The 23,711-nt window shown below is 74.2% G+C and carries 18 protein-coding genes and 3 tRNA genes; 7 read left to right on the top strand and 14 right to left on the bottom strand.

All coding sequences use genetic code 11. The annotated features are described in order from the left end of the window. Positions 1-7: 7 nt before the first annotated feature. From recD to IE331_RS00645, 9 genes are all read right to left on the bottom strand, one after another. Entirely contained in the window at positions 8-1,864 is a 1,857-nt protein-coding gene (recD, locus tag IE331_RS00685; RefSeq protein ID WP_192139526.1) for an exodeoxyribonuclease V subunit alpha, read from the bottom strand. After that, positions 1,861-5,241, bottom strand: a complete 3,381-nt coding sequence (locus IE331_RS00680) for a UvrD-helicase domain-containing protein (protein WP_192139524.1) — start codon at positions 5,239-5,241, stop codon at positions 1,861-1,863. Before IE331_RS00680 ends, recD begins: the two co-directional genes overlap by 4 nt. Next, positions 5,238-8,621 carry an exodeoxyribonuclease V subunit gamma gene (recC, locus tag IE331_RS00675; protein ID WP_192139522.1) on the bottom strand — a complete coding sequence of 1,128 codons (3,384 nt, stop codon included), beginning with the start codon at positions 8,619-8,621 and terminating at the stop codon, positions 5,238-5,240. Before recC ends, IE331_RS00680 begins: the two co-directional genes overlap by 4 nt. Positions 8,622-8,742: 121 nt before the next feature. Then, the gene (locus IE331_RS00670; protein WP_192139520.1) at positions 8,743-9,939 is read right to left on the bottom strand and encodes an exonuclease/endonuclease/phosphatase family protein; all 1,197 of its coding nucleotides are present in this window, start codon (positions 9,937-9,939) and stop codon (positions 8,743-8,745) included. A 228-nt stretch (positions 9,940-10,167) separates the two neighbouring features. Then, complete coding sequence (locus IE331_RS00665; protein WP_192139519.1) at positions 10,168-11,679, bottom strand: S8 family peptidase; 1,512 nt, start codon at positions 11,677-11,679, stop codon at positions 10,168-10,170. Between the two features lie 158 nt (positions 11,680-11,837). Then, positions 11,838-12,701 carry an oxidoreductase gene (locus IE331_RS00660; RefSeq protein WP_192139518.1) on the bottom strand — a complete coding sequence of 288 codons (864 nt, stop codon included), beginning with the start codon at positions 12,699-12,701 and terminating at the stop codon, positions 11,838-11,840. A 362-nt stretch (positions 12,702-13,063) separates the two neighbouring features. After that, positions 13,064-13,136 (bottom strand) — tRNA-Arg (locus tag IE331_RS00655). 70 nt (positions 13,137-13,206) lie between these two features. After that, on the bottom strand, positions 13,207-14,283 hold the full coding sequence (locus IE331_RS00650; protein ID WP_192139516.1) for an NAD(P)H-binding protein: 1,077 nt from the start codon (positions 14,281-14,283) through the stop codon (positions 13,207-13,209). A gap of 7 nt (positions 14,284-14,290) precedes the next feature. Further along, positions 14,291-14,662: a hypothetical protein gene (locus IE331_RS00645; RefSeq protein WP_192139514.1), complete on the bottom strand. Its 372-nt coding sequence runs from the start codon at positions 14,660-14,662 to the stop codon at positions 14,291-14,293. Between the two features lie 240 nt (positions 14,663-14,902). Here IE331_RS00645 and IE331_RS00640 point away from each other — a divergent pair, with 240 nt between their 5' ends. Then, positions 14,903-16,729 carry a phosphoenolpyruvate carboxykinase (GTP) gene (locus IE331_RS00640; protein ID WP_192139512.1) on the top strand — a complete coding sequence of 609 codons (1,827 nt, stop codon included), beginning with the start codon at positions 14,903-14,905 and terminating at the stop codon, positions 16,727-16,729. Between the two features lie 111 nt (positions 16,730-16,840). Further along, positions 16,841-17,833, top strand: a complete 993-nt coding sequence (locus IE331_RS00635; protein ID WP_192139510.1) for a LuxR family transcriptional regulator — start codon at positions 16,841-16,843, stop codon at positions 17,831-17,833. A gap of 162 nt (positions 17,834-17,995) precedes the next feature. On the opposite strand, the gene IE331_RS16685 is transcribed toward IE331_RS00635, so the two are convergent. From IE331_RS16685 to IE331_RS00625, 3 genes are all read right to left on the bottom strand, one after another. Then, positions 17,996-18,124, bottom strand: coding sequence for a hypothetical protein (locus IE331_RS16685; protein ID WP_263863294.1), 129 nt, complete (start codon positions 18,122-18,124; stop codon positions 17,996-17,998). Between the two features lie 202 nt (positions 18,125-18,326). After that, positions 18,327-18,419, bottom strand: a tRNA-Ser gene (locus IE331_RS00630). Positions 18,420-18,485: 66 nt separating this feature from the next. After that, on the bottom strand, positions 18,486-18,926 hold the full coding sequence (locus tag IE331_RS00625; RefSeq protein ID WP_192139508.1) for a hypothetical protein: 441 nt from the start codon (positions 18,924-18,926) through the stop codon (positions 18,486-18,488). 101 nt (positions 18,927-19,027) lie between these two features. Between IE331_RS00625 and IE331_RS00620 the strand changes: the two genes are divergently transcribed. Both IE331_RS00620 and IE331_RS00615 read left to right on the top strand, forming a co-directional pair. Beyond that, the gene (locus tag IE331_RS00620) at positions 19,028-19,396 is read left to right on the top strand and encodes a hypothetical protein (RefSeq protein WP_192139506.1); all 369 of its coding nucleotides are present in this window, start codon (positions 19,028-19,030) and stop codon (positions 19,394-19,396) included. An 83-nt stretch (positions 19,397-19,479) separates the two neighbouring features. After that, positions 19,480-19,568 (top strand) — tRNA-Ser (locus IE331_RS00615). Positions 19,569-19,774: 206 nt separating this feature from the next. Here the strand turns inward: IE331_RS00615 and IE331_RS00610 are convergent. Both IE331_RS00610 and IE331_RS00605 read right to left on the bottom strand, forming a co-directional pair. Continuing rightward, positions 19,775-20,809 carry a hypothetical protein gene (locus IE331_RS00610; protein WP_192139504.1) on the bottom strand — a complete coding sequence of 345 codons (1,035 nt, stop codon included), beginning with the start codon at positions 20,807-20,809 and terminating at the stop codon, positions 19,775-19,777. Positions 20,810-20,818: 9 nt separating this feature from the next. Beyond that, positions 20,819-21,649 carry a carbon-nitrogen hydrolase family protein gene (locus tag IE331_RS00605; RefSeq protein WP_192139502.1) on the bottom strand — a complete coding sequence of 277 codons (831 nt, stop codon included), beginning with the start codon at positions 21,647-21,649 and terminating at the stop codon, positions 20,819-20,821. 44 nt (positions 21,650-21,693) lie between these two features. Between IE331_RS00605 and mobA the strand changes: the two genes are divergently transcribed. From mobA to IE331_RS00590, 3 genes are read left to right on the top strand one after another with little or no spacing between them, the layout of a single operon-like run. Beyond that, a complete protein-coding gene (gene mobA / locus IE331_RS00600) occupies positions 21,694-22,311 on the top strand; it encodes a molybdenum cofactor guanylyltransferase (protein WP_192139500.1) in 618 nt (205 codons plus the stop codon). A gap of 53 nt (positions 22,312-22,364) precedes the next feature. Beyond that, positions 22,365-22,688, top strand: a complete 324-nt coding sequence (locus IE331_RS00595) for a DUF6457 domain-containing protein (protein ID WP_192139498.1) — start codon at positions 22,365-22,367, stop codon at positions 22,686-22,688. Positions 22,689-22,742: 54 nt separating this feature from the next. Continuing rightward, positions 22,743-23,711 carry an NAD(P)H-quinone oxidoreductase gene (locus tag IE331_RS00590; RefSeq protein ID WP_192139496.1) on the top strand — a complete coding sequence of 323 codons (969 nt, stop codon included), beginning with the start codon at positions 22,743-22,745 and terminating at the stop codon, positions 23,709-23,711.

Raw genomic sequence — 23,711 nt, 5'->3', positions numbered from 1 at the left:
GGGGCGCTCAGGTCATGGGATCGGCCCTGCCCAGGCGCGCGTCCGGACTCGCGCCCAGGCGCGAGCCCAACCCGCTCGCCCGCTGGGCGCGCCGCGCGATCGCGGCCCGGACCGCCTGCTCGTCGCCGACGACGCGCACCCGCTGCCGGGCCCGGGTCACCGCGGTGTAGAACAGCTCGCGGGTCAGCAGGCGCGACTCCTCGTCGGGCAGCAGGACGGTCACCTCGTCGGCCTGGCTGCCCTGGCTCTTGTGGATGGTCAGCGCGTGCATGGTCTCGACGTCCCCGAGCCGGGACGGCGCCAGGTCGAGCACCTCGGTGCCGGTGCGCAGCACCACCCGCCGACCCTCGGGCCGGCTCACGACGACACCGCTGTCGCCGTTGTAGACCCCGAGCCGGTAGTCGTTGGCGGTGACCAGCAGCGGACGCCCCAGGTAGGCCGACTCGAAGAGCGGGTCGCCGGTCTCGGCGGTCAGCCACTGCTCGATCCTGCGGTTCCAGTGGCGTACGCCGGCCGGTCCCTCACGGTGCGCGCAGAGCAGCCGGTGCCGGTCGAGGGCGGCCAGGGCCCGGTCGGCGTCCCCGGCGAGGGCGGCGTCGCGGACGGCCAGCGCAGCCGGCAGGGCGGCCCGGCGGAGCGCGCTCGACGGGTCGTCGTCGGTGACCCACTCGACCTCGTCGTGGCCGGCGGCGAGGACCTCGACCGCCGCGTCGGCGTCCCCGCGCCTCAGCGCGTCGGCCAGCGCGCCGATCCGGGCGCCGTACCGGTGGCCGGTGCGCAGCGCCACCACCGGCGAGTCCGGGCGGCCGCGGTAGCCGCGCACCAGGTCGCTCAGCACGGCGCCGGCCTCGACCGAGGACAGCTGGTCGGGGTCGCCGACCAGGACCAGCCGGGCCTCCGGCCGCACCGCCTCGAGCAGCCGCGCCATCATCGTCAGCGACACCATCGAGGACTCGTCGACGACGACCACGTCGTGCGGCAGCCGGTTGCCGCGGTGGTGCCGGAACCGGGTGGAGTTGCCGGGGTGACGGCGCAGCAGCCGGTGCAGCGTCGAGGCCTGCAGTCCGGCGACCCGCTCCCGGTCGTCGGCGGTGAACCCGCCGGCGGACTCCGTGACCGCCTCCTGCAGCCGGGCGGCGGCCTTCCCGGTGGGGGCGGTCAGCGCCACCCGCAGCCGCTCCCCCCGTGCCTCGGCCTGCTCGACGAGCGCGACCAGCAGGCCGGCCACGGCGGTCGTCTTGCCGGTGCCGGGACCGCCCGTGAGCACGGTGGTGCGCTGGTGGGCGGCGGTCCGGGCTGCGTCGCGCTGCTCGGCGAAGCCGTCGCCGGGGAAGACGCGGGCCAGGGAGCGCTCCAGCAGGGCCGGCTCGGGATCGGGCCGGCTCCGGGCGCGGGCGGCGAGGTCGTCGATCACCTGGGTCTCCTGCTCGTGGTAGCGATCCAGGTAGAGCAGACCGTCCTCCCACCTCAGCACCCCCTGGGCCACGAGCCGGCTGCCGGCCACGGCGTCCGCCCACGCCGGCAGCTCCGGAAACTCCGGCAGCGTCAGGGCTGCCGGCATCGCACCCGATGCGTCCGCATCGCCCGGTGCCGCGACCACGGGACCGTCGCCGGACTCCGACGTCAGGTCGGCGACCGCCCCCAGCTCGAGGCACACGGACCCGCCGCGGACCGCGCGGGAGGTCAGCGCCACCGCCAGCAGCACGCTCTCGTCGGCCTCGCCGACCAGCGCCCCGAGGGTCCGGGCCAGGTGGCAGTCGGCCGAGGTGACCAGGCCGGCCCGGTTGAACCGGCCGAGCAGGCCGGTGGCCCGCAGCGCGAGCCTCGGGTCCTGCTCGTCGAGGGCCGTGAACAGCTCGCTCATGTGCTCACCTGCCCGTCGAGCAGGGCGGAGAGCTCCTCGACCAGCGGCACCGGCGGGGACCAGGCGAAGACCCCGCAGGGGGCGCCGTCGACGTCGGGCGTCGCCGGCCCGCACATGCCCCGCAGGTAGAGGTAGAGCACCCCGCCGAGGTGTCGCCCCGGGTCGTAGTCGGGCAGCCGCCAGCGCAGGAAGCGGTGCAGGACGACCGTGTAGAGCAGCGCCTGCAGCGGGTAGTCGGAGTGCCCCATCGCCTCGGCCAGTGCCGCCGGCCGGTAGTCGCGGGCGGTGAGGTCGGTGCCGATCTCCCCGAGCCAGTTGGTCTTGTAGTCGACGGTCAGGTAGCGGGTCTCGCCGTCGACGGGCACCCGGAGGACGACGTCGATCGAGCCGGTGAGGTAGCCGCGGAGCGGCTGCCCGGCCAGGGCGGGGTCGGCGTCGAGCGCGTCGGCGTACGCCCCGACCGGGTCGTCGGCGGACAGGTGTCGACGCAGCACCGGGGCGAGGTGGCCGAGCGTCACCGCGGCCGCCGGGTGCTCCCGGTCGTCCCCGCCGGCGAGCGGCATCTCGAAGTCCAGCTCGCGGAGCCGGTCACCCAGGGGCACCTGGCGCAGCCGGGCGCCGCCTGCCAGCGGCCCGAGCGGGCTGTCGCAGACCGCGACCAGGGCGTCGGCCAGCTCGTCGGCGTCGAGGTCCACCGGCCACCAGGTGCGCTGCTCGGCGATGTGCCCGAGCAGCTCGGCGCGCAGGTCGGGCGCCTGGGGATCGGCGTGCTCGAGCACCGCGTGCACCAGCGAGCCGAACGTCGCACCGACCGGCAGCCCGGTCATCGGGGACGGCACCGCCGCGAGCGCCAGGTCGGGCGGCTCCCCGCCTGCCTCCGGCCCCGGCTCCGACTCCGGCCCCGGCTCTGCCGAGGCCAGCTCCAGCTCGGACTCGGGGAGCTCCTCGGGCTCGGTCAGGGAGCGGTCCGGGCCGGTGTGGTCGACCCGGGCGACCGAGAGCCCGGAGTACGACGTCCGCCGCCAGGCGGTGTCGACGGTCCGGGTGAACCGGCGCGCCGCCAGCTCGGGGCGGTCGCGGTCGGGAACGGGGGCCTCGGGCCGCTCCGCGGTGGCGAGCTCCGGTGTCGGCCCGCCCGCGTCGCGCCAGTGCCCGAGGATCTCCACGGCCCGCTCGTCGTCGACCAGCGCCTGCTCGTCGGGCACCTCCGCCGTCCCCGGTCGGCGACCGAACAGCATCCGGTGCAGCGGCGAGGCCGGGGTGTTGTTCGCCGCCGGGGCGTACCACGCGACCACCTGGGACTGGGCCCGGGTCAGCGCGACGTACAGCAGCCGCAGCGACTCGCCGGCGTCCTCGGCCCAGTGCCGCTGCAGGTTGGCGGCGAGGTGCGGCCCGGGCCCGCCGACGTCGCGGCATCTGACGCCGTCGGCGTCGTGGAAGAGCGGCACCGCCGGGGGCCGCCCGGTGTAGCGGTTCCACAGCGTGGGTGCGTAGACGACGGGGTACTGCAGGCCCTTGCTGCCGTGGATCGTCACCAGCTGCACGGCCTCCGCGTCCGAGTCGAGCCGGCGGGTGCGCTCGGAGGCGACCTCGAGCTTGTCGTCGGCGACCTGGGCCCGCAGCCAGCCGAGCAGTCCCACGGCGCCGAGCCGCTCGGCGACCGAGACCCGGTGCAGCTCCTCGCCGATGTGGCGCAGGTCGGTCAGGGTCCGCTCGCCGCCGAGGGTGGCCAGCACCCGCTCCGTGAGGCCGTCGACGACCGAGCACTCGAGGACCGCGGCCACCCCGCGGGCGGCCAGCACCTCGGCCAGCGTCCGGACCCGGTCGGCGAGCTCGTCGGTGAGCGGGTCACCCCCGGCGTCGAGGTCGCGGGCGGAGATCCCGAGGAAGGGGGTGAGCGCGACCGCGCGGACCCGGTCGGAGCGGTGCGGCTGCTCGAGGGCCTCGAGCAGCGTCAGCCAGGCGGTGGCCGACGGCGTGTGGAAGACCGACCCCCCGGCGTTGACGACCGACGGCACGCCGAGCGCGGCGAGAGCCTGCTGCGCGGCGTTCAACTCGTTGCGGCGGGCGGCGAGCACCGCCACGTCGCCGGCCCGCAGCTCCCGGCCCTCGAAGGTGGCCCCGGCCGTGAGCAGCCGCTTGATGTCGCAGGCGAGGTCGTCGATCACGTGCGTGCGCCACCGGTCCACCCGGGGTCTGGCGCGGGGGCCGACGCCGAGCTCCTCGCGTCGAGCGAGCCGGAGCCGGAACGGGTCGCCGGCTCCGGTCAGGCGTGAGTCCTGCTGGTGCGCCGCCACCGGGTGCACCACGATCCGCTCGTCGCCGAGGCTCGCCCCCCGCATCAGGCCCTGCAGCGCGTCGACGAGGGGCTGGTCGGCCCGCCAGTTCACCCCGAGGGTCTGGATCGTGGTGGCTCGCTGGGCCGCGGCGAGGTAGGTGACGACGTCGCCGCCGCGGAAGGCATAGATCGCCTGCTTGGGGTCGCCGATGAGCACCAGCGTGGACACCCCGTCGAAGGCCCGCTCGAACACCTCCCACTGGACCGGGTCGGTGTCCTGGAACTCGTCGATGAGCGCGACCTTCCACCGCTGCCGCATGCGGGTGCGGGCCGGTGAGTTCGGCTCGGCGAGGGCGTCGGCGAGCTGGCCGAGCAGGTCGTCGTAGCTGAGCACGCCGAGCCGGCGCTTGCGCACCTCGATCTCGGCCAGCACGGCCAGCGCGAACCGCACCCGGTCGGCGGCGACCGAGTCCGGCGCCTGGGTCAGCACCGCCTGCGGCTCGACCCGGGCCCGGGGGTCGCCGACCACCTCCCGGGCGATCTCCAGGGCCTCGCCGCGGGTCATCGTGGGCGCCTCGTCGTCGGCGAACCGGGCCAGGTAGAGGTCGTCGACGACCTCCGTGGTGAGCTGCTCGAGGTCCTCGACCAGGGTCGCGCCCGAGTCGGTGTCGCCGGCCACGCCGAGGCTGCGCAGCACGAGCTGGCAGAACTGGTGGATGGTCGCGATCGTGGCGGCGTCGAACGAGCTGAGGGCGGCACGCAGCCGTGCCCGGCGGCGTACGAGCTCCTCCGGCCCGGCGTCCAGGAGCAGGTCCAGGAGGTCGCTGTCGCTCCGCGGCGCGTCCGGCTCGGCCAGGGCGCGCTCGGCCTCGACCAGCTGGGCGCGGACCCGGGCCCGCAGCTCCTGGCTGGCGGCCCGGGTGAAGGTCACCACGAGCAGCTCGTCGAGCGTGGCCTCGCCCTCGGCGACGTACCGGGTGACCAGCGCGGCGATCGTCCAGGTCTTGCCGGTGCCCGCGCTGGCCTCGAGCAGCGTGGTGCCCGTGGGCAGCGGTCCGGTGATGTCGAAGGTGCCCGGTCCGGGGACGGTGCGGCTCACAGCGACCTCACCTGCTCGACCCCGTCGGTCAGCAGCGGACCCCACAGGCGCCAGGCGTACCGTCCGAGCCGGTGCGGGGCGTCGTTCCAGTCCTCCCCGGGCAGCGGAGGGCAGGCCAGGACCGAGTCGTACGCCGCCCGCTCGCCGAACGCCCGCACGTGCCAGGCGTCGGCGTCCTCCGTGGGGATGCCGCTGTCGCTGAACGCCGGCGTCTCCCACGCGGCACGGGCCCGCGCGTCCGGGTCGGCGTCGCGGCCGAGCCGGGTGTTGACGTACTCCTCAGCCCACCGGCAGGCGGCCTTCACCGGCAGCGGCAGCGGGTCGCACAGGCCGCGGTCGCGGACGTCGACGAGCTCGCGCAGCCAGCGTCGGGCGGCGTCCTCGGGGAGCGGGCGGATGATCGCGCGCTGGCCGCCGGAGCGGTGCTTGCCGATGGTGTGCCCGGTCCAGTTCTCGTCGGGGTGCCCGGCAGCCAGGGCGAGCGCGTCGAGCCAGGTCGCGAACCGGTGCTTCGCGCCGAGGTTGGAGTAGCCGACGTGGACCAGGTCGTTGCCGAACACCTGGCCCACCGTGCCGGTGAGACGTCGCCCGTCGCCCAGGTCGATGTCGACGTCGAGGGTCCGGGCCGGGCCGCGGCGCAGCTCGAGACCACGCTCGACGAGCGGCTGCGCGGTGCGGGCGATGGCGGTGAGCGTCCGGACCCCGAGCTGCCTCGGCGGCAGCAGCCCGCGCAGCTGCTCGGCGAGCATGCCGTCCTGCGGTGCGGCCCCCGCGAGAACGTCGCCGACCAGCCGGTCACCGACCGCCCACCGCTCGAGCGCGTCGAGGTCGATCGGGATCGCGTCCTCGGCCTCGTCGACCTCGCGAGGGGTGCCGATGCCGAGCCGGGAGCGCAGGAAGCCGCGCACGGGGTGGGCGAAGAAGTCGTGCAGGTCGGCCAGGGACACGTCCTCGGCCGGCAGCGCGACGAGGGGGTCGCCGACGAGCGCACCGACCTCGGTGCGGGTGCCACGGGCGGACTCGGCCCCGGCCAGGGCGGCCCGGTCGAAGGTGAAGGGCCGGTCGCCGACCAGCCGCCCGGGGACGAGCGCGGCCTCGTCGAAGGGCTGCAGCGGGTGCGCCACGCAGAGCCGGTCCCGGACCGGCTCGGCGGCGGTGTCGTCGAGCGCGTCGAGGAGCTCGCCGAGCGGGACCGACGGGGGTCGTTCGGCTCCGGTGTGCTCGCCCCGGCCGGTGTAGGTCACGACGAGGGTCTCGGTGGCCGCGCCGATCGCGTCGAGCAGCAGCTGGCGGTCCTCGGCCCGCACGTCGCGCTCGCCGGTGTGCGGCCGTCGGGCGAGGACGTCGTCGCCGTCGACGCTGCCGACCCGCGGGAAGACGCCGTCGTCGAGGCCGACCAGGCACACCACCCGGTGCGGCACCGAGCGCATCGGCACCATCGTGCACACCGTCAGGGTGCCGGTGCGGAAGTTCGAGCGGGTGGGCCGACCCCCGAGCCGCTGGCGCAGCAGGGCCCGGACGTCGGGGTGCCGGAGCACCGCACCCCCGCCCGAGTCGGCCCCTGCGCGCATCCGGGCCAGCTCGCGGTCGAACTGCGCGGCCTGCCAGGCCTCCTCCGGGTCGGTCGCGGTCAGCCGGGCGACCCCCTCGGACAGCGCCGTGGTCCAGTCAGCGGCGGTGCGGGCCGAGCCGACCGCCAGCAGGAACGCGTGCAGGCGGTCGACGAGCTCGGCGAACCGACCGGCCAGGTCGAGGTCGCCGTCGCCGACGTCGTCCAGCGGCAGGGTGCCGGCCACCTGCCGGTGCCCGGCCCCGGCGACGGCGCCTCCGAGGAGCACCCGGCGCAGCCCGGCGGCCCAGGTGTTGGCGTCGAACCCCAGCCCGTAGTCGGCGCGGTGCTCGCCGTCGAGCCCCCACCGGATGCCGGCCTCGGCGACCCACCTGGAGATCCGTTCGAGGGCGTCGTCGTCGAAGCCGAAGCGGCGGCGGACCGGGGCGGCGGCGGCCAGGTCGAGCACCTCGGTGGCGGTGAGCCGCCCGCCAGCCAGCTCGACGATCGTCGCGGCGACCGCCAGCAGCGGGTTGGTGGCGCCCGGAGCTCGGTCGGCCAGCCGCACCCGCAGCTGGTGGGCCGGATGGCCCAGCCCCTCGCCGGCCACGTCGGCGAGGCCGAAGCCGGCGGAGATCAGCGGCGCGTAGCTCTCGATGTCGGGGCACATGACGAGGATGTCCCGCGGCTCGAGGGTGGGGTCGTCCTGCAGCAGCCCGACCAGGACCTCACGGAGCACGTCGACCTGGCGGGCCGACCCGTGGCAGGAGTGCACCTGCACCGAGCGGTCGTCCTCGCGCAGCACCCGGCCGGCGCGGGTGTCCCGGGACGGGACCCGGTTGCCGCGCAGGTCGGCCTGCAGCCAGCCCAACATGCTGTCCGGGGTGGGCGTCGGCTCCGGCACGGGCCCCTCGGTCAGCGGACCCAGCCCACGGCGCAGCTCCCGGGCGTCCCGGCCCAGGGAGGCCAGCAGCGGGTGCCCACCGGCCGCGAGCGCCCTGGTCGCCGAGTCATCCGCGTCGCGGGGCACCGGCCCCTCCTCGGCGGTCGGCGCGAGCTGCTCCCACAGCGTCGGCGACACCTGGGGCAGCCAGAGGTGCACGTCGCGGTGCTCGCCCAGCGCCCGCAGCAGCTCGACCTCGGTGGCCGGGAGCCGGGTGTGGCCGAAGAGGCTCAGCCGCGGTGGCAGGTCGAGTCCCTCGCCACCGTCCCCCCGATCCCGGAGCCGGGCCAGGGTGGTCGCGTGCCGCTCGTCGGGCCCGGGGGCGCCGACGGCCGCGAGGAGCCGCCGCCACAGCTCCGGCTGCCAGCGCAGGTCGTCGTCGAGCCGGCCGCCCGCACCGTCGGTGTCGCGCCCGGCCCGCCAGTCCCGGACCAGCGTCGGCCGCTGGACGGCGTACGAGGCGAAGAGACCGGCCAGCCGGCGGGCGACCGCGTAGCGTCGGGCCGACCGCTCGCCGTCCGGGTCGCCGTGGCCGAGGTGCGCGGAGAGGGTCTCGAAGCCGGGCTCCCCGAGCGCCCCGTCGATGACCTCCAGCAGGGGCCAGACCAGGCAGTCCGGCTCCCACGGGTCGTCGCGGTCGGTGCCCAGGAGCATCGCCACCAGCGAGCGCGGGCTGAGGAAGTCGACGCCGGCGCAGACACCGTCGGCCGCGCTCGCGCCGACGCCGAGCCGGTGCGCCAGCCGCTGGGTGAGCCAGCGCTCGATGCCGCGCGCCGGCACCACCACGACCTCACGGGCGAACGGGTCCGCCAGCGGACGCGCCAGCAGGTCGCCGAGACCGTCGGCGAGACGGTCCGTGCGGTCCGCGGTGTGGACGTGCAGGCTCACGGCTGCACCCAATCACGCCGCACCGACAGACCCCGGCAGGACCGGCGCCCGAACCGGCGTCAGGCCCGGCTGGACGACCGGCCGCACCGCCTGCTGAGCGACCTGCTGACTGACCGGCCGATCAGAGACCGCGCAGGCGGAGCACCACCCCGGCGTGGTCGGAGGGCCACAGCCCGGTGGCCGGGTCCCGGTCGCCGAGCTCGTCACCGGTCACCCGGCCGCGGTCCACACCCAGTCCGCGACCGTCCGCGGTCCGGCCGAACACCATGTCGATGCGGTGGTCGAACCCGGCGGCCGTGGCGTCGCGCACCCCCTCGGAGAGGCCGGAGGTCCAGCCCTCCTCGGCCGGGGCCCACTCCAGCCACTCGTCGGTGAAGCCGGCCGGCCCGGTGATCAGGTCGTACGGCGCCCGGTGCGGCACCGTGTCGATCGGCTTGACCCGGTCGTTCAGCGGGTCGGAGTTGCAGTCGCAGACGAAGACCGTGGTCCGGTCGGTCGGCGTGTGGGCCACCACCTCGGCCGCCTGGGCGAGCGCCAGGTCGGAGCTGAACGCCTCGAAGTGGCTGTTGTAGAACCGGAACCGCTGCGAGCCGGCCCGCACGTCGACCCACTGGAACCCGCGGTCGAAGCGCATCGTGGTGCCGGCGATCGGCACGGCGAGGTTGTGCTCGAAGATCCGGTCCCCGCTGTCACCCACCTTCAGGCTGCCGCTGTCGCGCACCAGGATCACGTCGCGCATCGTCATCCGCACGTCCCGGGGGCTGCCGATGGTGCCGTCGAACGGGCTGCCGGTGAAGGACGGCGCCTCCACGTCCGCCCGCCGGCCGACGTTGACGGCCGAGTAGCTCGCGCCGCGGTCGGCGAGCGCGTCCAGGAGGATCTGCAGGTAGTCGTAGTCGACGCCCTGCGCGTTCGGCACCGCGACCTTGTCGAGCTCGAGCGGCCCGGACCGCCACAGCGCGACCTCCTGCAGCCCGACCAGGTCGGGGCGGGTGGCCACGATCTCGTCGGCGAGCAGCCCGGCGCGCACCGGGAAGGCCGTGTCGTCGACGATCCGGCGGGTCACGTGCGTGGCGTTGGCCAGCGCGACCAGCACCTCAGCCGCCGACTTCCCCTGTGCCTCCGCGGTCAGGGCGGCGGTGACCGGGCGGTTGATGTCCGCGCCGAGGTAGAGGTTGCGGGTCATCACGGTGACCGGCTTGGCCGGCCGGTCGTGCCGCACCCCGGGGCCGGCGTCGGCCGGGACGGCGGCGAGCGGTGCGAGCACCAGTCCCACCGCGCAGGTCAGTGCCGAGAGTCGAGCGCGCCACGTTCGCATGGTCCCTCCCAGGATCGTCGTGCTCCCGATCCTCGCCCCGGCGGGCGGCACAGGCAATGGCCCGCCAGGATGCTGGGGTCCGTGGCCTCAGGCTCTACGTTCGGCAGGTTCTCGGGTCCGGGAACCTGCCAGACGTAGAGCCTCGCGCACCGACGGCCCACGGGGACGACGAACGGCCGGCGGGGAGGTGTGGCTCCCCGCCGGCCGCTCGCCGGTGTGTCTGGTGGATCAGCGCTGGCCGCGCTTCTTCCCCTTCGACCGCTTCGCCTTCGTCGCGGTGCTCGTGCCCCCGACAGCGGCCGCCGCCGCCACCACGTCGACCAGGCCGTAGCCCTTGTCGAAGCTGGTGGTGCCGAGCGGGCCCTGCTCGTACGCCGCGCCGTCGGCGTACTTGTACGCCGTGGACTTGATCGCGTTCTCGACCTGGGCCGGCGTCGCCGACGGGTTCGCCTGGAAGAGCTGGGCCACGATGCCCGCGATGTGCGGCGCCGCCATCGAGGTGCCGCTGATCGTGTTGAACGTGCCGATGTCGGTCGCACCCGGGCCGTTGCGCGGGTCCAGGCCGGTGGAGCAGATCGGCAGGTAGGGCCGGCAGGACGAGGTGATGTCCTCACCAGGCGCCGAGATGTCCGGGTACGTCGACTGGTCGCCGGCCTCGCCGCGCGAGGAGTAGTCGGAGACCTGGCCGTCGCGGGTGCCGGTGTCCTCGTCGTAGTAGGACGCGACCGAGATGACGCCGCCCGTCGGGTCCATGCCGGGCGGGTTGGACAGGCTCTCGGAGCCGTCGCCGCCGTCGTTGCCGTTGGCCCACACGGTGGCCACGCCCTCGGCCGCCAGCTCGCGCTGCAGCTTCACGGTCGCCGACTGCGGGTCGAACTCGCCGCCGCCGCTGGGGCCGTAGGAGTTGTTGGTGACCTTGATCGGCGGGCACTCGGCCGCCGACACGCCCTCGCCGCACGGGGCCTCGTGGTTCTCGAGCACCCAGTTGAGCGCGGCGTCGGCGCCGATGATGAACAGCACCGCACCGGTGGAGAGCGAGACCAGCTTGGAGCCGGGCGCCGCGCCCTGCAGCTCGGCGCCGTCGGTCAGCGTGGTCGGCCGGCCGCCGACGATGCCGGCGACGTGGGTGCCGTGCCCGCCACCGGAGAGGGTGTCGGTGTCGACGTTGTTCGGCACCTCCTGCACGGTGCAGGCGAAGTCGAACGGGTCGCAGACGGTCTTGAGGTTCGCGACGACCGCGCTGCTGCCGTCCTCCTCGGCGAAGTACGGGTTGGTCGGGTCGACGCCGGAGTCGATGACCGCCACCGAGACGCCCTCGCCGGTCAGGGCCTTGCCGTTCGCCCCGGTCAGGGTCCGGGTGGCCTCGAGACCGCGGGTGGCGATGTTGGAGGTCTCCTGGAACAGCTCGATCGGCGCGTTGCCCTCGACGTACGTCACGCCGGGCTCGCTGCGCACGGCCTCGATCTGGGCCCGGTCGCCGACGGCGCCGACGACGCCGATCCGGTCGAAGGTGATCGAGGTGGCCATGCCGGTCGACTCGACCGCGCTCTTGGCGTCGGCCAGGGTCGCGCCGTGCACCAGCACGGTCGCGGTGCCGCTGAGGCCACCGAGGGTGTCCGCGAGGTACGGCGAGAGGTCGGCCGGGTCGTCCCCGGCGGCCTGGGTCGGCGCCGAGAGGCTGGCCACGGTCAGCACCGCGGCGGCGCCGGCGGCGAGCGTGGTGGGGATGCGGAATCGCACGAGTTGTCCTCCTCGAAGGCCGCTCACCTCCCCGAGAGGTGCTCCGAACGGTCGGAGTGGGCCGGTCTGGACCTCCCAACGAGGAACAGCCGAGGAGGTCACGCCCCGGATCGGGCCACCGCTCGGGCCGCCTGCCGGACCAGCCGCCGGACCAGCCCTCAGCCCAGGGGCCAGGAGACCTCCGTGCGCTCCTCCGAGACCTCCCAGAGCCGGGCGGCGGCCGCGGCGTCGCTCGCCTCGGCGGAACGGGGCACGGGCCCCGGTGCCCCGCGGGTGCCGCCCAGCCTCGTGGGGCCGAGGTAGCTGTTCCCCGGGAGGTCGGCCACGACCGCCTGCACCGTCGGCCGGGAGCCGAACTCGGCGCTGGTCGCGATCACCCTGTTGCCGATCGCCATGAGCCTGATCATCAGCGGGTTCGCGTGGTGGCTCTGCAGGTTGGTCGCCGAGTAGCCGGGGTGGGCCGCGTTGGCCCGGACCGTCGAGCCCGCCGCGTCGAGACGGCGCTGCAGCTCGGCGGTGAAGAGCAGGTTGGCGAGCTTGGACTGCTGGTAGGCGCGGGTCGGGCTGTAGGACCCCGCCAGGTCGAGGTTGTCGAAGTCGAGCTGGCGGCCCTTGTGGAGCGAGGAGGAGACCGTGACCACGCGATCGGTGATCCGCGGCAGCAGCAGGTTGGTCAGCGCGAAGTGCCCCAGGTGGTTGGTGCCGAACTGGCGCTCGAAGCCGTCGGCGGTCCGGCCCTCGGCGACCATCATGATCCCGGCGTTGTTGACCAGCGCGTGGATCGGCCCGTCCCACGAGTCCGCGAACTTCCGGACCGACGCGAGGTCGGCGAGGTCGAGCTCGCGGACCTCGGTGTCGCCGGCGATCCCGGACGCGGCCTCCTCCCCGCGCTCGACGTCGCGGACGGCGAGCACGACGCGAGCGCCTGCGCCGGCGAGGGCCGCGGCGGTCTCGCGGCCGAGCCCGGAGTTCGCCCCGGTGATCACGCACGTCCTACCGGTCAGGTCAGGGAGGTTCGTCATGCGGGCCAACCTAGTCGGGCCGGGAAAGGCCGGACGAGGTGCGGCGAAAATGTGAGGCGCCCCGCAGGCGTCTCGGGTCACCTGCGGGGCGTAGGTACATCCTGCGGCATCAACGGGCCCGGATGTGACCAGATCCGACCACCTTGAGCAAAACCTGAACTCTGCAAGCGGATCCGGGCATGAAGAACGCCCCGCAGGTGTCTCGGGTCACCCGCGGGGCGCGAGCCCGATCCTGCCGCACCGGGCCGCGGGCTGTCCCCGACCTGAGGAGATCTTGCACTGCGGAATCCGTGGCCGGGGCCACCATGCGGAAAAGGCCCCCGACCGGCGTCCTCCGCCGGCCAGGGGCCCTCCTCGATCTGCGCGCCTGTAGGGATTCGAACCCCAAACCTTCTGATCCGTAGTCAGATGCTCTATCCGTTGAGCTACAGGCGCCCGTCCCGCTCGGCACCGGGGTGCCGCGAGGACTGGTCGAGGATAGCGGACCGCCCGCCGATCCCCGAAATCAGTCGCCCCGGCCCCGGAGCAGGCCGATCACGTCCCGGGCCCGCTGCTCGGCGGTGAGCGCCACCGAGCGGGCCACGGCCGGCATCGGCAGCCGGAGCCCGGTCAGCCGCTCCCCGAGCAGCCGCTCGCCGGTCCACACCGGGTCGCCCGGCGCCGACCGGTACGCCGCCAGCGCCGGGTCGCCGTCGTCGCGCAGGGACGCGCGCAGCGCCGTACGCAGTGGCGTGGAGACTCCGGGCAGCGTCCACGTGCGGGCCGGGTCGCAGACCATGTCGTGGCGCAGGCTGGCCACCAGGGAGGCGACCGTGCGGGGTGGGGCCGCGGAGAACAGCGGCGCGGCCAGCGAGACCAGCGACACCGGCACCGGCGGGGTGGGCAGCTGGATCCGCAGCAGCCTCGCCTCCCTCGCCACCGCCGCCAGCAGGTCCGGGTAGCGCACGACGTCCGGTCCGCCCACGTCCCGGGCGCCGACCGGGTCGTCGCGGTGCTCGAGCGCGTGCGCCAGGAGCGCGACCACGTCACCGACGCCGATCGGCTGGATCCTGGTGGTCAGCCAGGACGGCACCGGCTGGACCAGCAGGGCCGAGGCCATCTGCCGGATGATCTCGAACGACGTCGACCCGGCGCCGAGCACGACCCCCGCCCGCAGCGAGGTCGTCGAGGCGGAGGCGGCGAGCAGGATCTCCTCGACCTCCAGCCGGGAGGCCAGGTGCGCGGACAGCCCGTCTCCGCGCCGGTCCGGCACCAGCCCGGAGAGGTAGACCAGCCGCGGCACGCCGGCGGCGTCGACGGCCTCCCGCATCGCGGTCGCCGCCCTGCGGTCGAGGTCGGCGAAGCCGGGGCGGTCGAGCGCGTGCACGAGGTAGCAGACCGCGTCCGCGCCCCGGACCGCATCGCGCACCTGGGCCGGCTCGAGCAAGTCCATCCGCACCCAGGTGACCCGGTCCGCCCACGGGTGGGGAGAGCCTGAGGGGTCCGAGGTGGCCGTGGCGACCACGTCGTGGCCGCGCTCGAGCAGCACCGGGACCAGCCGGGAGCCGATGTAGCCGCGGGCCCCGGTGACGACGATCCGCACCTGCGGATCAGGCCTTGGCGCGCCGGGAGTCGATGGCGAGCGCCACCAGGTTGAGCGCGGCCCAGCCCATCGTCACGCCCAGCACCTTCTGCCGGGTCTGCTCGTCGCGCGCCTTGGTGGCGAGCAGGAGCCCGTCACCCACGTCGAGCATGATCCGCACCTTCATCGCGGCCTTGACCGCACCCGGGGAGCGGCCGAAGATCCCGACCGAGCTCAGCGCGAGGTCCCGGATCCCGAAGGTCTGGGAGAGCAGGTCGTAGCCGGCCCGGTCCTTGCCCTCCACGCCCATGGCGCGACCGAGATGCGCGGGATCGGCGAGCGCGTAGGCGCCGTACGAGGCGGTGGCGGTGGACATGAGGCGGCTCAGGGCGTAGGTCATGTGTCGAACGTACCCAGTCGGGTACAGGCCCATGCGGAGCGGCGATCGCGACCGCCCGGCACGCTGGATCGATCCAATAGGGGGCCCGGCGACCGGGGAGTAGCCTCGCTGCACCACAACCGTCGCCCGGCAACGGCGCAGGGCGACCGCATACACACTCCACGACACCTCCGTCGATGCGCTCGACGGCCGGGTCCGCCCACGGGGGATCCGCGAATGCGCGAGAGGGACACTCCAGGCATGACCGCCGAAACAACGCAGGCGCCCACCACCCACCAGGGCATCCTCGACTGGGTCAACGAGATCGCACAGCTCACCCAGCCCGACCACGTCCACTGGTGCACCGGCTCGGACGAGGAGTGGGCCCAGCTCACCTCGGCCCTCGAGGCCAGCGGCACCTTCACCCGGCTGAACCCGGCGATCAAGCCGAACTCCTTCCACGCCGCCTCCGACCCCTCCGACGTGGCTCGGGTCGAGGACCGCACCTACATCTGCTCCGTCGACGAGGCGGACTGCGGGCCCACCAACAACTGGATGGACCCGCACGAGATGAAGGACATCATGCGCGGGCTGTACGCCGGCTGCATGAAGGGCCGCACGATGTACGTCATCCCGTTCGTGATGGGCCACCTCGAGGCCGAGCACCCGATGTTCGGCATCGAGGTCACCGACTCGGCGTACGTCACCGTCTCGATGCGGGTCATGGCCCGGATGGGCACGCACGTGCTGCGCAAGATGGAGGAGCTCGACGCCGCCGGCCAGGACTTCCACTGGGTCCCCGCGCTGCACTCGGTCGGGATGCCGCTCGAGGAGGGCCAGCAGGACGTCGCCTGGCCCTGCAACGACACCAAGTACATCGTCCAGTTCCCCGAGGAGCGGATGATCTGGTCGTTCGGCTCCGGCTACGGCGGCAACGCCCTGCTCGGCAAGAAGTGCTACGCGCTGCGGATCGCCTCGGCGATGGCCCGCGACGAGGGCTGGCTGGCCGAGCACATGCTGATCCTCAAGCTGACCTCCCCCGAGGGTGTCGTCAAGTACGTCACCGCCGCGTTCCCCAGCGCCTGCGGCAAGACCAACCTGGCGATGCTCGAGCCGACGATCCCCGGCTGGAAGGTCGAGACCCTCGGCGACGACATCGCCTGGATGCGGATCGGCGAGGACGGCCGCCTGTGGGCGGTGAACCCGGAGTACGGCTTCTTCGGCGTCGCTCCCGGCACCAACGAGCACACCAACCCCAACGCGATGCGCACGATCAACAAGGGGAACTCGGTCTTCACCAACGTCGCGCTCACCGAGGACGGCGACATCTGGTGGGAGGGCCTGGAGAACACGCCCGACCGGGCGACGTCCTGGAAGGGCGAGGAGTGGACCCCGGAGTCCGACGAGCTCTCCAGCCACCCCAACAGCCGCTACTGCACGCCGATCAAGCAGTGCGACATCCTCGCCCCGGAGTACGACGACCCGCGCGGCGTGCCGATCGACGCGATCCTCTTCGGCGGTCGTCGCAAGACCACCGTCCCGCTGGTCTTCGAGGCCCGTGACTGGACCCACGGCACCTTCCTCGGAGCCACCCTGTCCTCGGAGACCACGGCCGCGGCGACCGGGCAGGTGGGCGTGGTCCGCCGGGACCCGATGGCGATGCTGCCGTTCATCGGCTACAACGCCGGTCACTACTTCAACCACTGGATCACGGTCGGCAAGGAGAACGACGCCGCCAAGCTGCCGAGGATCTTCTACGTCAACTGGTTCCGCCGCGACGAGGACGGCGGCTTCCTGTGGCCGGGCTTCGGCGAGAACAGCCGCGTGCTCAAGTGGATCGTCGAGCGCATCGACGGCCAGGCCGCCGCGGTCGAGACGCCGATCGGCCACGTGCCGACCGCCGACTCGCTCGACGTCGACGGCCTCGACATGACCCAGGAGGCCATCGAGGCCGCCCTGGACGTCGACGTCGAGGAGTGGAAGGCCGAGCTGCCGCAGATCCAGGAGTGGTTCGAGAAGTTCGGCGAGGACCTGCCGGCCGTGCTGTGGACCGAGCTGGACGGCCTCAGGGCGCGCCTGGGCGACTGAGCCACCAGAGGCACCCGACGACGGGGTCCGTCCGGCGAGTACGCCGGGTGGACCCCGTCGTGCTTCCGGCATACTCGACCTCAGCTCGGGGGAAGACGAAAGGGAACGCCGGTGCCACCATTCGGGACCGAGGACCGCCAGCTGTTCGAGACGGCTGCCAGTCGGCTGTTCGAGGAGATCGCCGCGCGCGGCGGCGTACCTGCCGACGACCCGCTGCTCACCGCGTCCCCGGAGGCGACCGACCTGCTCTGTCGGCTCGGCCTGCTCGTGCACGACCGGGGATCGGGCCGCCAGGTCGTCGTCGACCCGCACACCGTCCAGGGCTCCGTGGTCAGCCCACTCGGCCTGCAGGGGGCTCAGCTGATCGCCGAGTCCTCGCAGTGGGCCAGCGCGTTCTCCACCCTGGGCCAGGCCTACCGCCGGTCACCGTCCACCGAGGACGGGCCGATCACCGTGCTCAGCGGCGACCAGATCGACCGCTTCCTCGAGGACCTGGTGCCCGGGGCCCAGACCGAGCTGCTCACCGCCCAGCCGCAGGCCGGCCGATCGGCCAAGGCGCTCCGCGCGGCCGCCGCCCGCGACGTCGAGGCCTTGCAGCGCGGGGTGTCGATGCGGACGATCTACCAGCACTCCGCCCGCCGCAGCACCGCCACCCGCAGCTACGTCGCCGCGGTCACCGAGAACGGCGCCGAGGTGCGCACGCTCGACGAGTTCTTCAACCGCCTCATCGTCGTGGACCGCGAGGTCGCGATCATCCCCTCCGGCGACAACCTCGACGTGGCGCTGGCGATCCGGGACGGCGCCCTGGTCGCCTACCTCGTCGACATCTTCGAGCGGTTCTGGGACCGTGGGCGGCCCTTCACCAGCCGCTCCGCGAGCACGCTGAGCTCGATCGCCGAGGAGCAGCGGGCGATGACGATCCGGATGCTCATCGAGGGCCACGGCGACGCCACCTGCGCGAAGCGGCTCGGGGTCAGCCCCCGGACCTACGCCGGCTACGTGGCCGACCTCAAGGAGGAGTACGACGCGCAGACCCGCTTCCAGCTCGGCTACCGCATGGGGCAGGCCGGAGCCGAGGGGGCTCGGGTCCCCGAGGAGGGCTGAGCCGGACTCCGGCCGGGCCGGCCTGGACGGGACCTGCCCGCAAATCGAAGCGAGGACAGCGAGTGGGTGCTCGCTGCCCTCGCACTGAGACGGGCCGGGGGGATGGCTCTGGGACCGAACATGTGGGGGGGTTGAGTTTGGTCCTCGTCTCAGGTCTGTGGATTACGGCAGGGCCACGCGTCCCCAGCTGGTGTCGGCCTGCGCCGGCGCCGCGCCGATCGTGGCGATGCCGAGCGAGAGGCCGGTGGCCAGCAGCGCTGCCACCAGGCGACGGATCATGCTCTGCTTCATGTGTTCCCCACCTCTCCGGCTTCGCCGGACACGTACCCGATGGTGCCGGGTGCCCGGGATCTCCCGCGCTCCCCCAGTGTGTGTCGGCGCCCCGGCGAGCGCCAAGCGATCGGCGCTGCACAAATCTGCATTGCAACATCCTGCAGAACCTGCCGGGACCCGTCACAGCCCCCCGACGGGGTCCGTCGGGGGGCTGTCGCGCTGGCGGAGGCGGCGGGATTTGAACCCGCGAGAGGGGATTACCCTCAACCCGCTTAGCAGGCGGGCGCCATAAACCGGACTAGGCGACGCCTCCTCGCGATTGCGCGCAGTCAGGCTACTAGGCAGTCCCGGCAGACGCGGAATCGGGCCCGGGTGCCCTTCAGCGGCGCTGGCCCCGGTCCAGGTGCGTCTGGAGGTCCCGGACGAACTGCTCCCGGTCGACCGCGAGCACCTCCACGGGGATCGTGGTGGTGCGACCGTCCCGGAGTCGCAGCACGACGCACGGCGAGCCGGCGATCGTGTCGGTGGCGGCGTCCTCCACCTCGCTCCAGCGACCCTGGGCCACACCGACCCCGCGCACGAACCGCACCCGGTAGCCGGCCTCGGTGAGCCGGACGACGTACGCCGCGCGGGTCAGCAGGACGCCGGTGCCGAACACCCCGGCCACGCACACGAGCACCGCGGCGCTGAGCACCGCCACAGGAGCCTGCAGCAGCACCACCAGCACCGTGGCCAGGAACACCAGCAGACCCCAGCCCACCAGGGAGAGGCCCAGCAACCGGGCGGCGAGCGACGGGGCGAGTCGATAGTCGGACGGCACCGGATCATTCTCCCCGCGCCTTCGGGCAGGGGTCCACCGGCCCCTTGTGGCGGCGCCGGATCGGGGTCACACTCGAACTTCCCCGGCACCGGAGGTCGGCCATGCAGGATCCCGTCCACAACGCGCTCCACGCCCTGAGGCAGGTCCTCGACGCGTCCGGCCCGCACCCGACACCGGCCTGGCGCTGGGAGGTGCGGCGGGCGATGGCCGCCGTCCGCGACAGCCTGGTCGCCGAGAGCCCGCACGCCCGCGAGGTGTGGCTGGTCGCGCGGGAGCACTCCGTGCTGCGGGAGCGCCGGGCCCTCCTGGCCCGGCTGGCCGCCCTCGGCCCCGCGGTCCTCGACTCGCCGGACCCGGATCGGGTCCGGCACCAGCTGGCGCGCCTGGTCGCCGACGTGGCCCACCACCGCCAGCGCATGCACGACCTCGCCTACGACGAGGTGGAGCTGGAGATCGGCGGCTCCGAGTAGCCCCTGGCGATCCGGCCCGCGCGACCCCCGGCGCCGGGCCCGCTGCGTAGACTGCACCGCGCGTGGCCCCACGTGGGCCGCACGGAGGGGTGCCGGAGTGGCCGATCGGAACCGCCTTGAAAGCGGTCGCTGGCAGGGATGTCAGCCGCGGGTTCGAATCCCGCCCCCTCTGCCGACGCCCTCGGGCCCTGCCGCGGGCAGCCCGGGGAGCCCCTGAGACCCACCGTCCCCCGCCAGGCTCTACGTTCTGCAGGAATTCCGGGCCCAGAACCTGCAGAACGTAGAGCCTCGCCGCCAGCCCGGTCCGGTTCCTGCACGGTCCGGTTCCTGCACGGCCCGGTTCCTGCACGGCCCGGGCAGCACTGGATCAGCACGGGATCAGAGCAGTGGCTGGAACCGACCCGGCTCGGGCCGGAGTGCGGTCAGCTCCTCGGCGCGGCGCCCACGTCGCCCGCCCGGCGCGGTGAACGCGAGGTCGATGCGGATGATCAGGTAGCCGATCAGCAGCCCGAGGGCGAGGGAGTAGGCGGTGATCAACCCCGCCTCGGCCAGCCTGGTGGCCGGGTTGACCAGCAGTCCCGCGATCGAGACCGTCGCGGCCACGCCGAAGGCGGACACCCACCAGCCCTGCCGGCGACGGGCCCGCATGTGCGTGCCCCACACGAGGGCGGGGACCCCGACCAGCACCTGGATCGGACGCGGCACCGCCCCCAGGTTGGCCCGGACCCAGCGCACCCCCTCCACGATCGAGTCGACCACGTCGGGGGCGCCGTAGCGGCGCAGCAGCTCGGCGTAGGCCAGCGTCCCGGCGAGGACCACGCTGCCCAGCAGGACGACGACCAGGCCGCGCCGGCCGAGCCCGTACAGCCCGGCGCCGAGGCGGTACACCAGACCGGTCGCCAGCAGGAACGCCAGCGCCAGCGACAGGTAGTCGAACCGGTCCAGCTCGACCTGCGGCCGGTAGCCGATCACGGCGAACGCGCCGATGCCGGCGATGACGGCGGCCAGCAGCGCCTCCCCCACGGCGGCCCGGAATCGCACGGCGGGGACGGTGGCCATGACCGCGAGCACGCCGGCGGCCACGGCCGTCAGCACGGCCGCCCCGTCCCGGACCGTCGGCAGGTCGGCCAGCACGGCGGCGCCGCCCAGCAGCAGCGCCACCCCGCCGAACACGAGGGGCCGACCACCGGTCCGGATCGCGAGTGCGACCGTGTAGCAGGTGGAGACCAGCACCGCGGCGACCTCGTCGCCACGGGCCGGCCCGACCTCGAGGGCGCTGGCCGCGATGAGCCCCACCGCGGCGGCCATCGCCAGCCACCAGGCAGCCCGCGCGAGGTGCACGACCAGGCCGGGTCCCAGACGCGACGGCGCGCGTTCGGCGACCCGGCGACCGGGCGTTCGGGTGGAGGGCACCGCGACAGGCTAACGGGCACCCTGCCGCTGCTGGTCACGCCGGTTGGCCAGCGACGGGTTGACGGCACGGGCCTGCGCGATCACGTCGGCGTCGAGCGTGGCGGTCAGCACTGTCGGCTCCCCGTCGGCCTCGGCGAGGACCTCGCCGAGCGGGTCCACGACGATGGAGTGCCCGGTGTAGCGGGGGGCCGCCTGCCCCACGGCCGCGACGTACGTCGTGTTCTCGATCGCCCGCGCCCGGGCCAGCGTGGTCCAGTGGTCGATCTTGCGCCGGTGCTCCTCCTCGGTGCGCCCGGGCACCCAGGCGGCCGGCACGACCAGCAGGTCGGCGCCGCGCTCGACCAGGTCCCGCGCCAGCTCCGGGAAGCGCAGGTCGTAGCAGGTCAGCAGGCCGACGCCGAAGCCGCCCACCTCGACCAGGACGGGGTCCCACTCCCCGGCGCTGAGCCGGTCCGACTCGCGGTACCCGAACGAGTCGTAGAGGTGGATCTTGCGGTACGCCGCCTCCGCCGCCCCCCGCACGAGCAGCGTGTTCCACGGCCGGTCCGGGTCGTCGGAGACCTCGAACATGCCGGCCACTACGGTGCGGGTGCTGCCGGCGAACCGGCGCAGCGCCACGTCGAAGGGACCGTCCTGGGGCTCGGCCCAGGCGGAGATGTCCTCCCCCGGCGAGCCGAAGTCCCGCGCGAACGCCTCGGGCAGCACGACCAGGTCGGCCTCGACGGCCAGGTCGTCGAGGAAGGCGCGGTTCTCCGCCGGGTCCAGGTCGGACGCCTGCTGCACGAGGGCGACCCGCAGGGTGCCCTCGGCCGGCTGCGGGCCAGCGCGGTGATCGGCCATGCCCCCAGCGTGCCAGACCGTCCGAGAGGACCGATACTGGCGCCGTGCCCCCGACCAGCCCCCCGACCGGCCACCCGACCGGCCCACCGACCCCGACGTTCGGCGCCGTGGTGCTCGCCGGCGGCACCGCCGCCCGGCTCGGCGGTGCCGACAAGGCGTCGATCGAGCTGCACGGCCGGACCCTGCTCACCCACGCACTGGACGCGGTGCTGGACGCGGGCGAGGTGGTGGTGCTCGGTGACTGGGTCCCCACCCACCGACCGGTGACGTTCACCCGCGAGGATCCCGCGCACGGGGGCCCCGCCGCCGGCCTGCTCGCCGGGCTCGACGCCTTCGCCCGGCGGCCGCTGCAGATCGCCGTCCTGGCGGTCGACATGCCCTACGTCACCATGGCCACGATCGGCCGCCTCCGCGAGCACTCCGCCGGACACGACGGCGCGGTGCTCCGCGGAGCCGACGGGCGGCGCCAGCTGGCCATGGTGCTCGACACCGCGCGGCTGGCGCAGGTCCGTCCCGAGTACGCCGCCGAGCACGGACTGCCGATGCACCGACTGCTCGCGCCGTTGGACCTGGTCGAGGTGCCGGCCCTGGGCCGGGAGTCGCGGGACGTGGACGGCTGGGCCGACCTGCGCGAGCTGCGCGAGGACGGATCCAGCACCTGAGCGGTCTCGGCGTTCTGCTTGCCAGCCGGGCACGGACGTAAGACTGTGGGATCGTGAACCTCCACGACTGGATCGACGAGCTGTGCGACACCCTCGACGTCGAGATCGAGCTGGACGAGGGGCTGGTACTCGACCTGGCGCGAGTGGCCGCGCACAACGTGCAGAGGCCCGCGGCCCCGATCACGACGTTCCTGCTCGGCTATGCCGCCGCCACCCATTCGGCGGGCCCGGCCAGGATCGAGCAGCTCGCCTCGGCGGCGTCTGCGCTGGCCGACCGGTGGGAGCGTCCCGCGGACGCCCCCGACCCGACCGACGTGGACGACGACATCCCCGATGACAGCGGGGTCGACCACACCGGGGACCTGCTCGAGGACTGAGCCCGGTCCGCTTCGGCCCCGGCCGGGCCGAGCGGCCGCCCGTAGGGTGGGGCCATGCGTGCCGTCGTCGCCACCGAGCCGGGTGGACCCGAGGTCCTGTCCGTCACCGACCTGCCCGACCCCGTGCCCGGACCCGGGGAGGTGCTGGTCCGGGTCGCCGCGACGGCCGTGAACCGGGCCGACACCCTGCAGCGGCAGGGCCACTACCCGCCGCCGCCCGGGGCCTCCGACGTGATCGGGCTCGAGTGCAGCGGCACCGTCGAGGCGCTCGGTGAGGGGGTCGACGACTGGACCGTCGGCGACGAGGTCTGCGCGCTGCTGGCCGGCGGCGGCTACGCGACGTCCGTCGTGGTCCCGGCCGCCCAGCTGATGCCCGTCCCCGACGGCGTCTCGCTGGTGGGTGCGGCGGCACTCCCCGAGGTGGCCTGCACGGTCTGGTCCAACGTCTTCATGGTGGCCGGCCTGCAGCCCGGGGAGACGCTGCTCGTGCACGGCGGTGCGGGCGGCATCGGCACGTTCGCGATCCAGCTCGCCTCGGCGCTGGGCGCGACCGTGGTCGCGACCGCCGGGTCCCCGAAGAAGCTCCGGGTCTGCCTCGACCTCGGCGCCGCCACCGCCGTCGACTACCACGAGGAGGACTTCGTGGAGGTGCTCGGCCGCACCGGCGGGGCGGACGTGATCCTCGACAACATGGGCGCGAAGTACCTCCCCCGGAACGTCGACGCCCTGGCGACCGAGGGACGGCTCGTGGTGATCGGCATGCAGGGAGGCGTCAAGGGCGAGCTCGACCTCGGGAAGCTGCTGCGCAAGCGGGGCGCGGTGATCGCCACCTCGCTGCGCTCCCGGCCGGTGGGCGAGAAGGGCGCGATCTGCGCCTCGGTCGTCGAGCACGTCTGGCCCCTGGTCGCCGAGGGCCGGGTCCGCCCGATCGTGCACGCCACGATGCCGCTCGAGGACGCCGCCGAGGCCCACCGGATGCTCGAGGCCGGGGAGCACGTCGGCAAGATCGTGCTCACTGCGTAG

Origin of the sequence: Nocardioides donggukensis, from assembly GCF_014842875.1 — a bacterium.
GTDB lineage: Bacteria > Actinomycetota > Actinomycetes > Propionibacteriales > Nocardioidaceae > Nocardioides > Nocardioides donggukensis.
This window is presented reverse-complemented; position numbering and strand designations above follow the sequence as displayed.

Coding starts and splice junctions, on each gene's coding strand:
- IE331_RS00605 (WP_192139502.1), bottom strand. CDS start 21,649: ATGGCCGATCACCGCGCTGGCCCGCAGCCGGCCGAGGGCACCCTGCGG.
- IE331_RS00660 (WP_192139518.1), bottom strand. CDS start 12,701: ATGACGAACCTCCCTGACCTGACCGGTAGGACGTGCGTGATCACCGGG.
- IE331_RS00620 (WP_192139506.1), top strand. CDS start 19,028: ATGCAGGATCCCGTCCACAACGCGCTCCACGCCCTGAGGCAGGTCCTC.
- IE331_RS00640 (WP_192139512.1), top strand. CDS start 14,903: ATGACCGCCGAAACAACGCAGGCGCCCACCACCCACCAGGGCATCCTC.
- IE331_RS00590 (WP_192139496.1), top strand. CDS start 22,743: ATGCGTGCCGTCGTCGCCACCGAGCCGGGTGGACCCGAGGTCCTGTCC.
- IE331_RS16685 (WP_263863294.1), bottom strand. CDS start 18,124: ATGAAGCAGAGCATGATCCGTCGCCTGGTGGCAGCGCTGCTGGCCACC.
- IE331_RS00645 (WP_192139514.1), bottom strand. CDS start 14,662: ATGACCTACGCCCTGAGCCGCCTCATGTCCACCGCCACCGCCTCGTAC.
- recD (WP_192139526.1), bottom strand. CDS start 1,864: ATGAGCGAGCTGTTCACGGCCCTCGACGAGCAGGACCCGAGGCTCGCG.
- IE331_RS00670 (WP_192139520.1), bottom strand. CDS start 9,939: ATGCGAACGTGGCGCGCTCGACTCTCGGCACTGACCTGCGCGGTGGGA.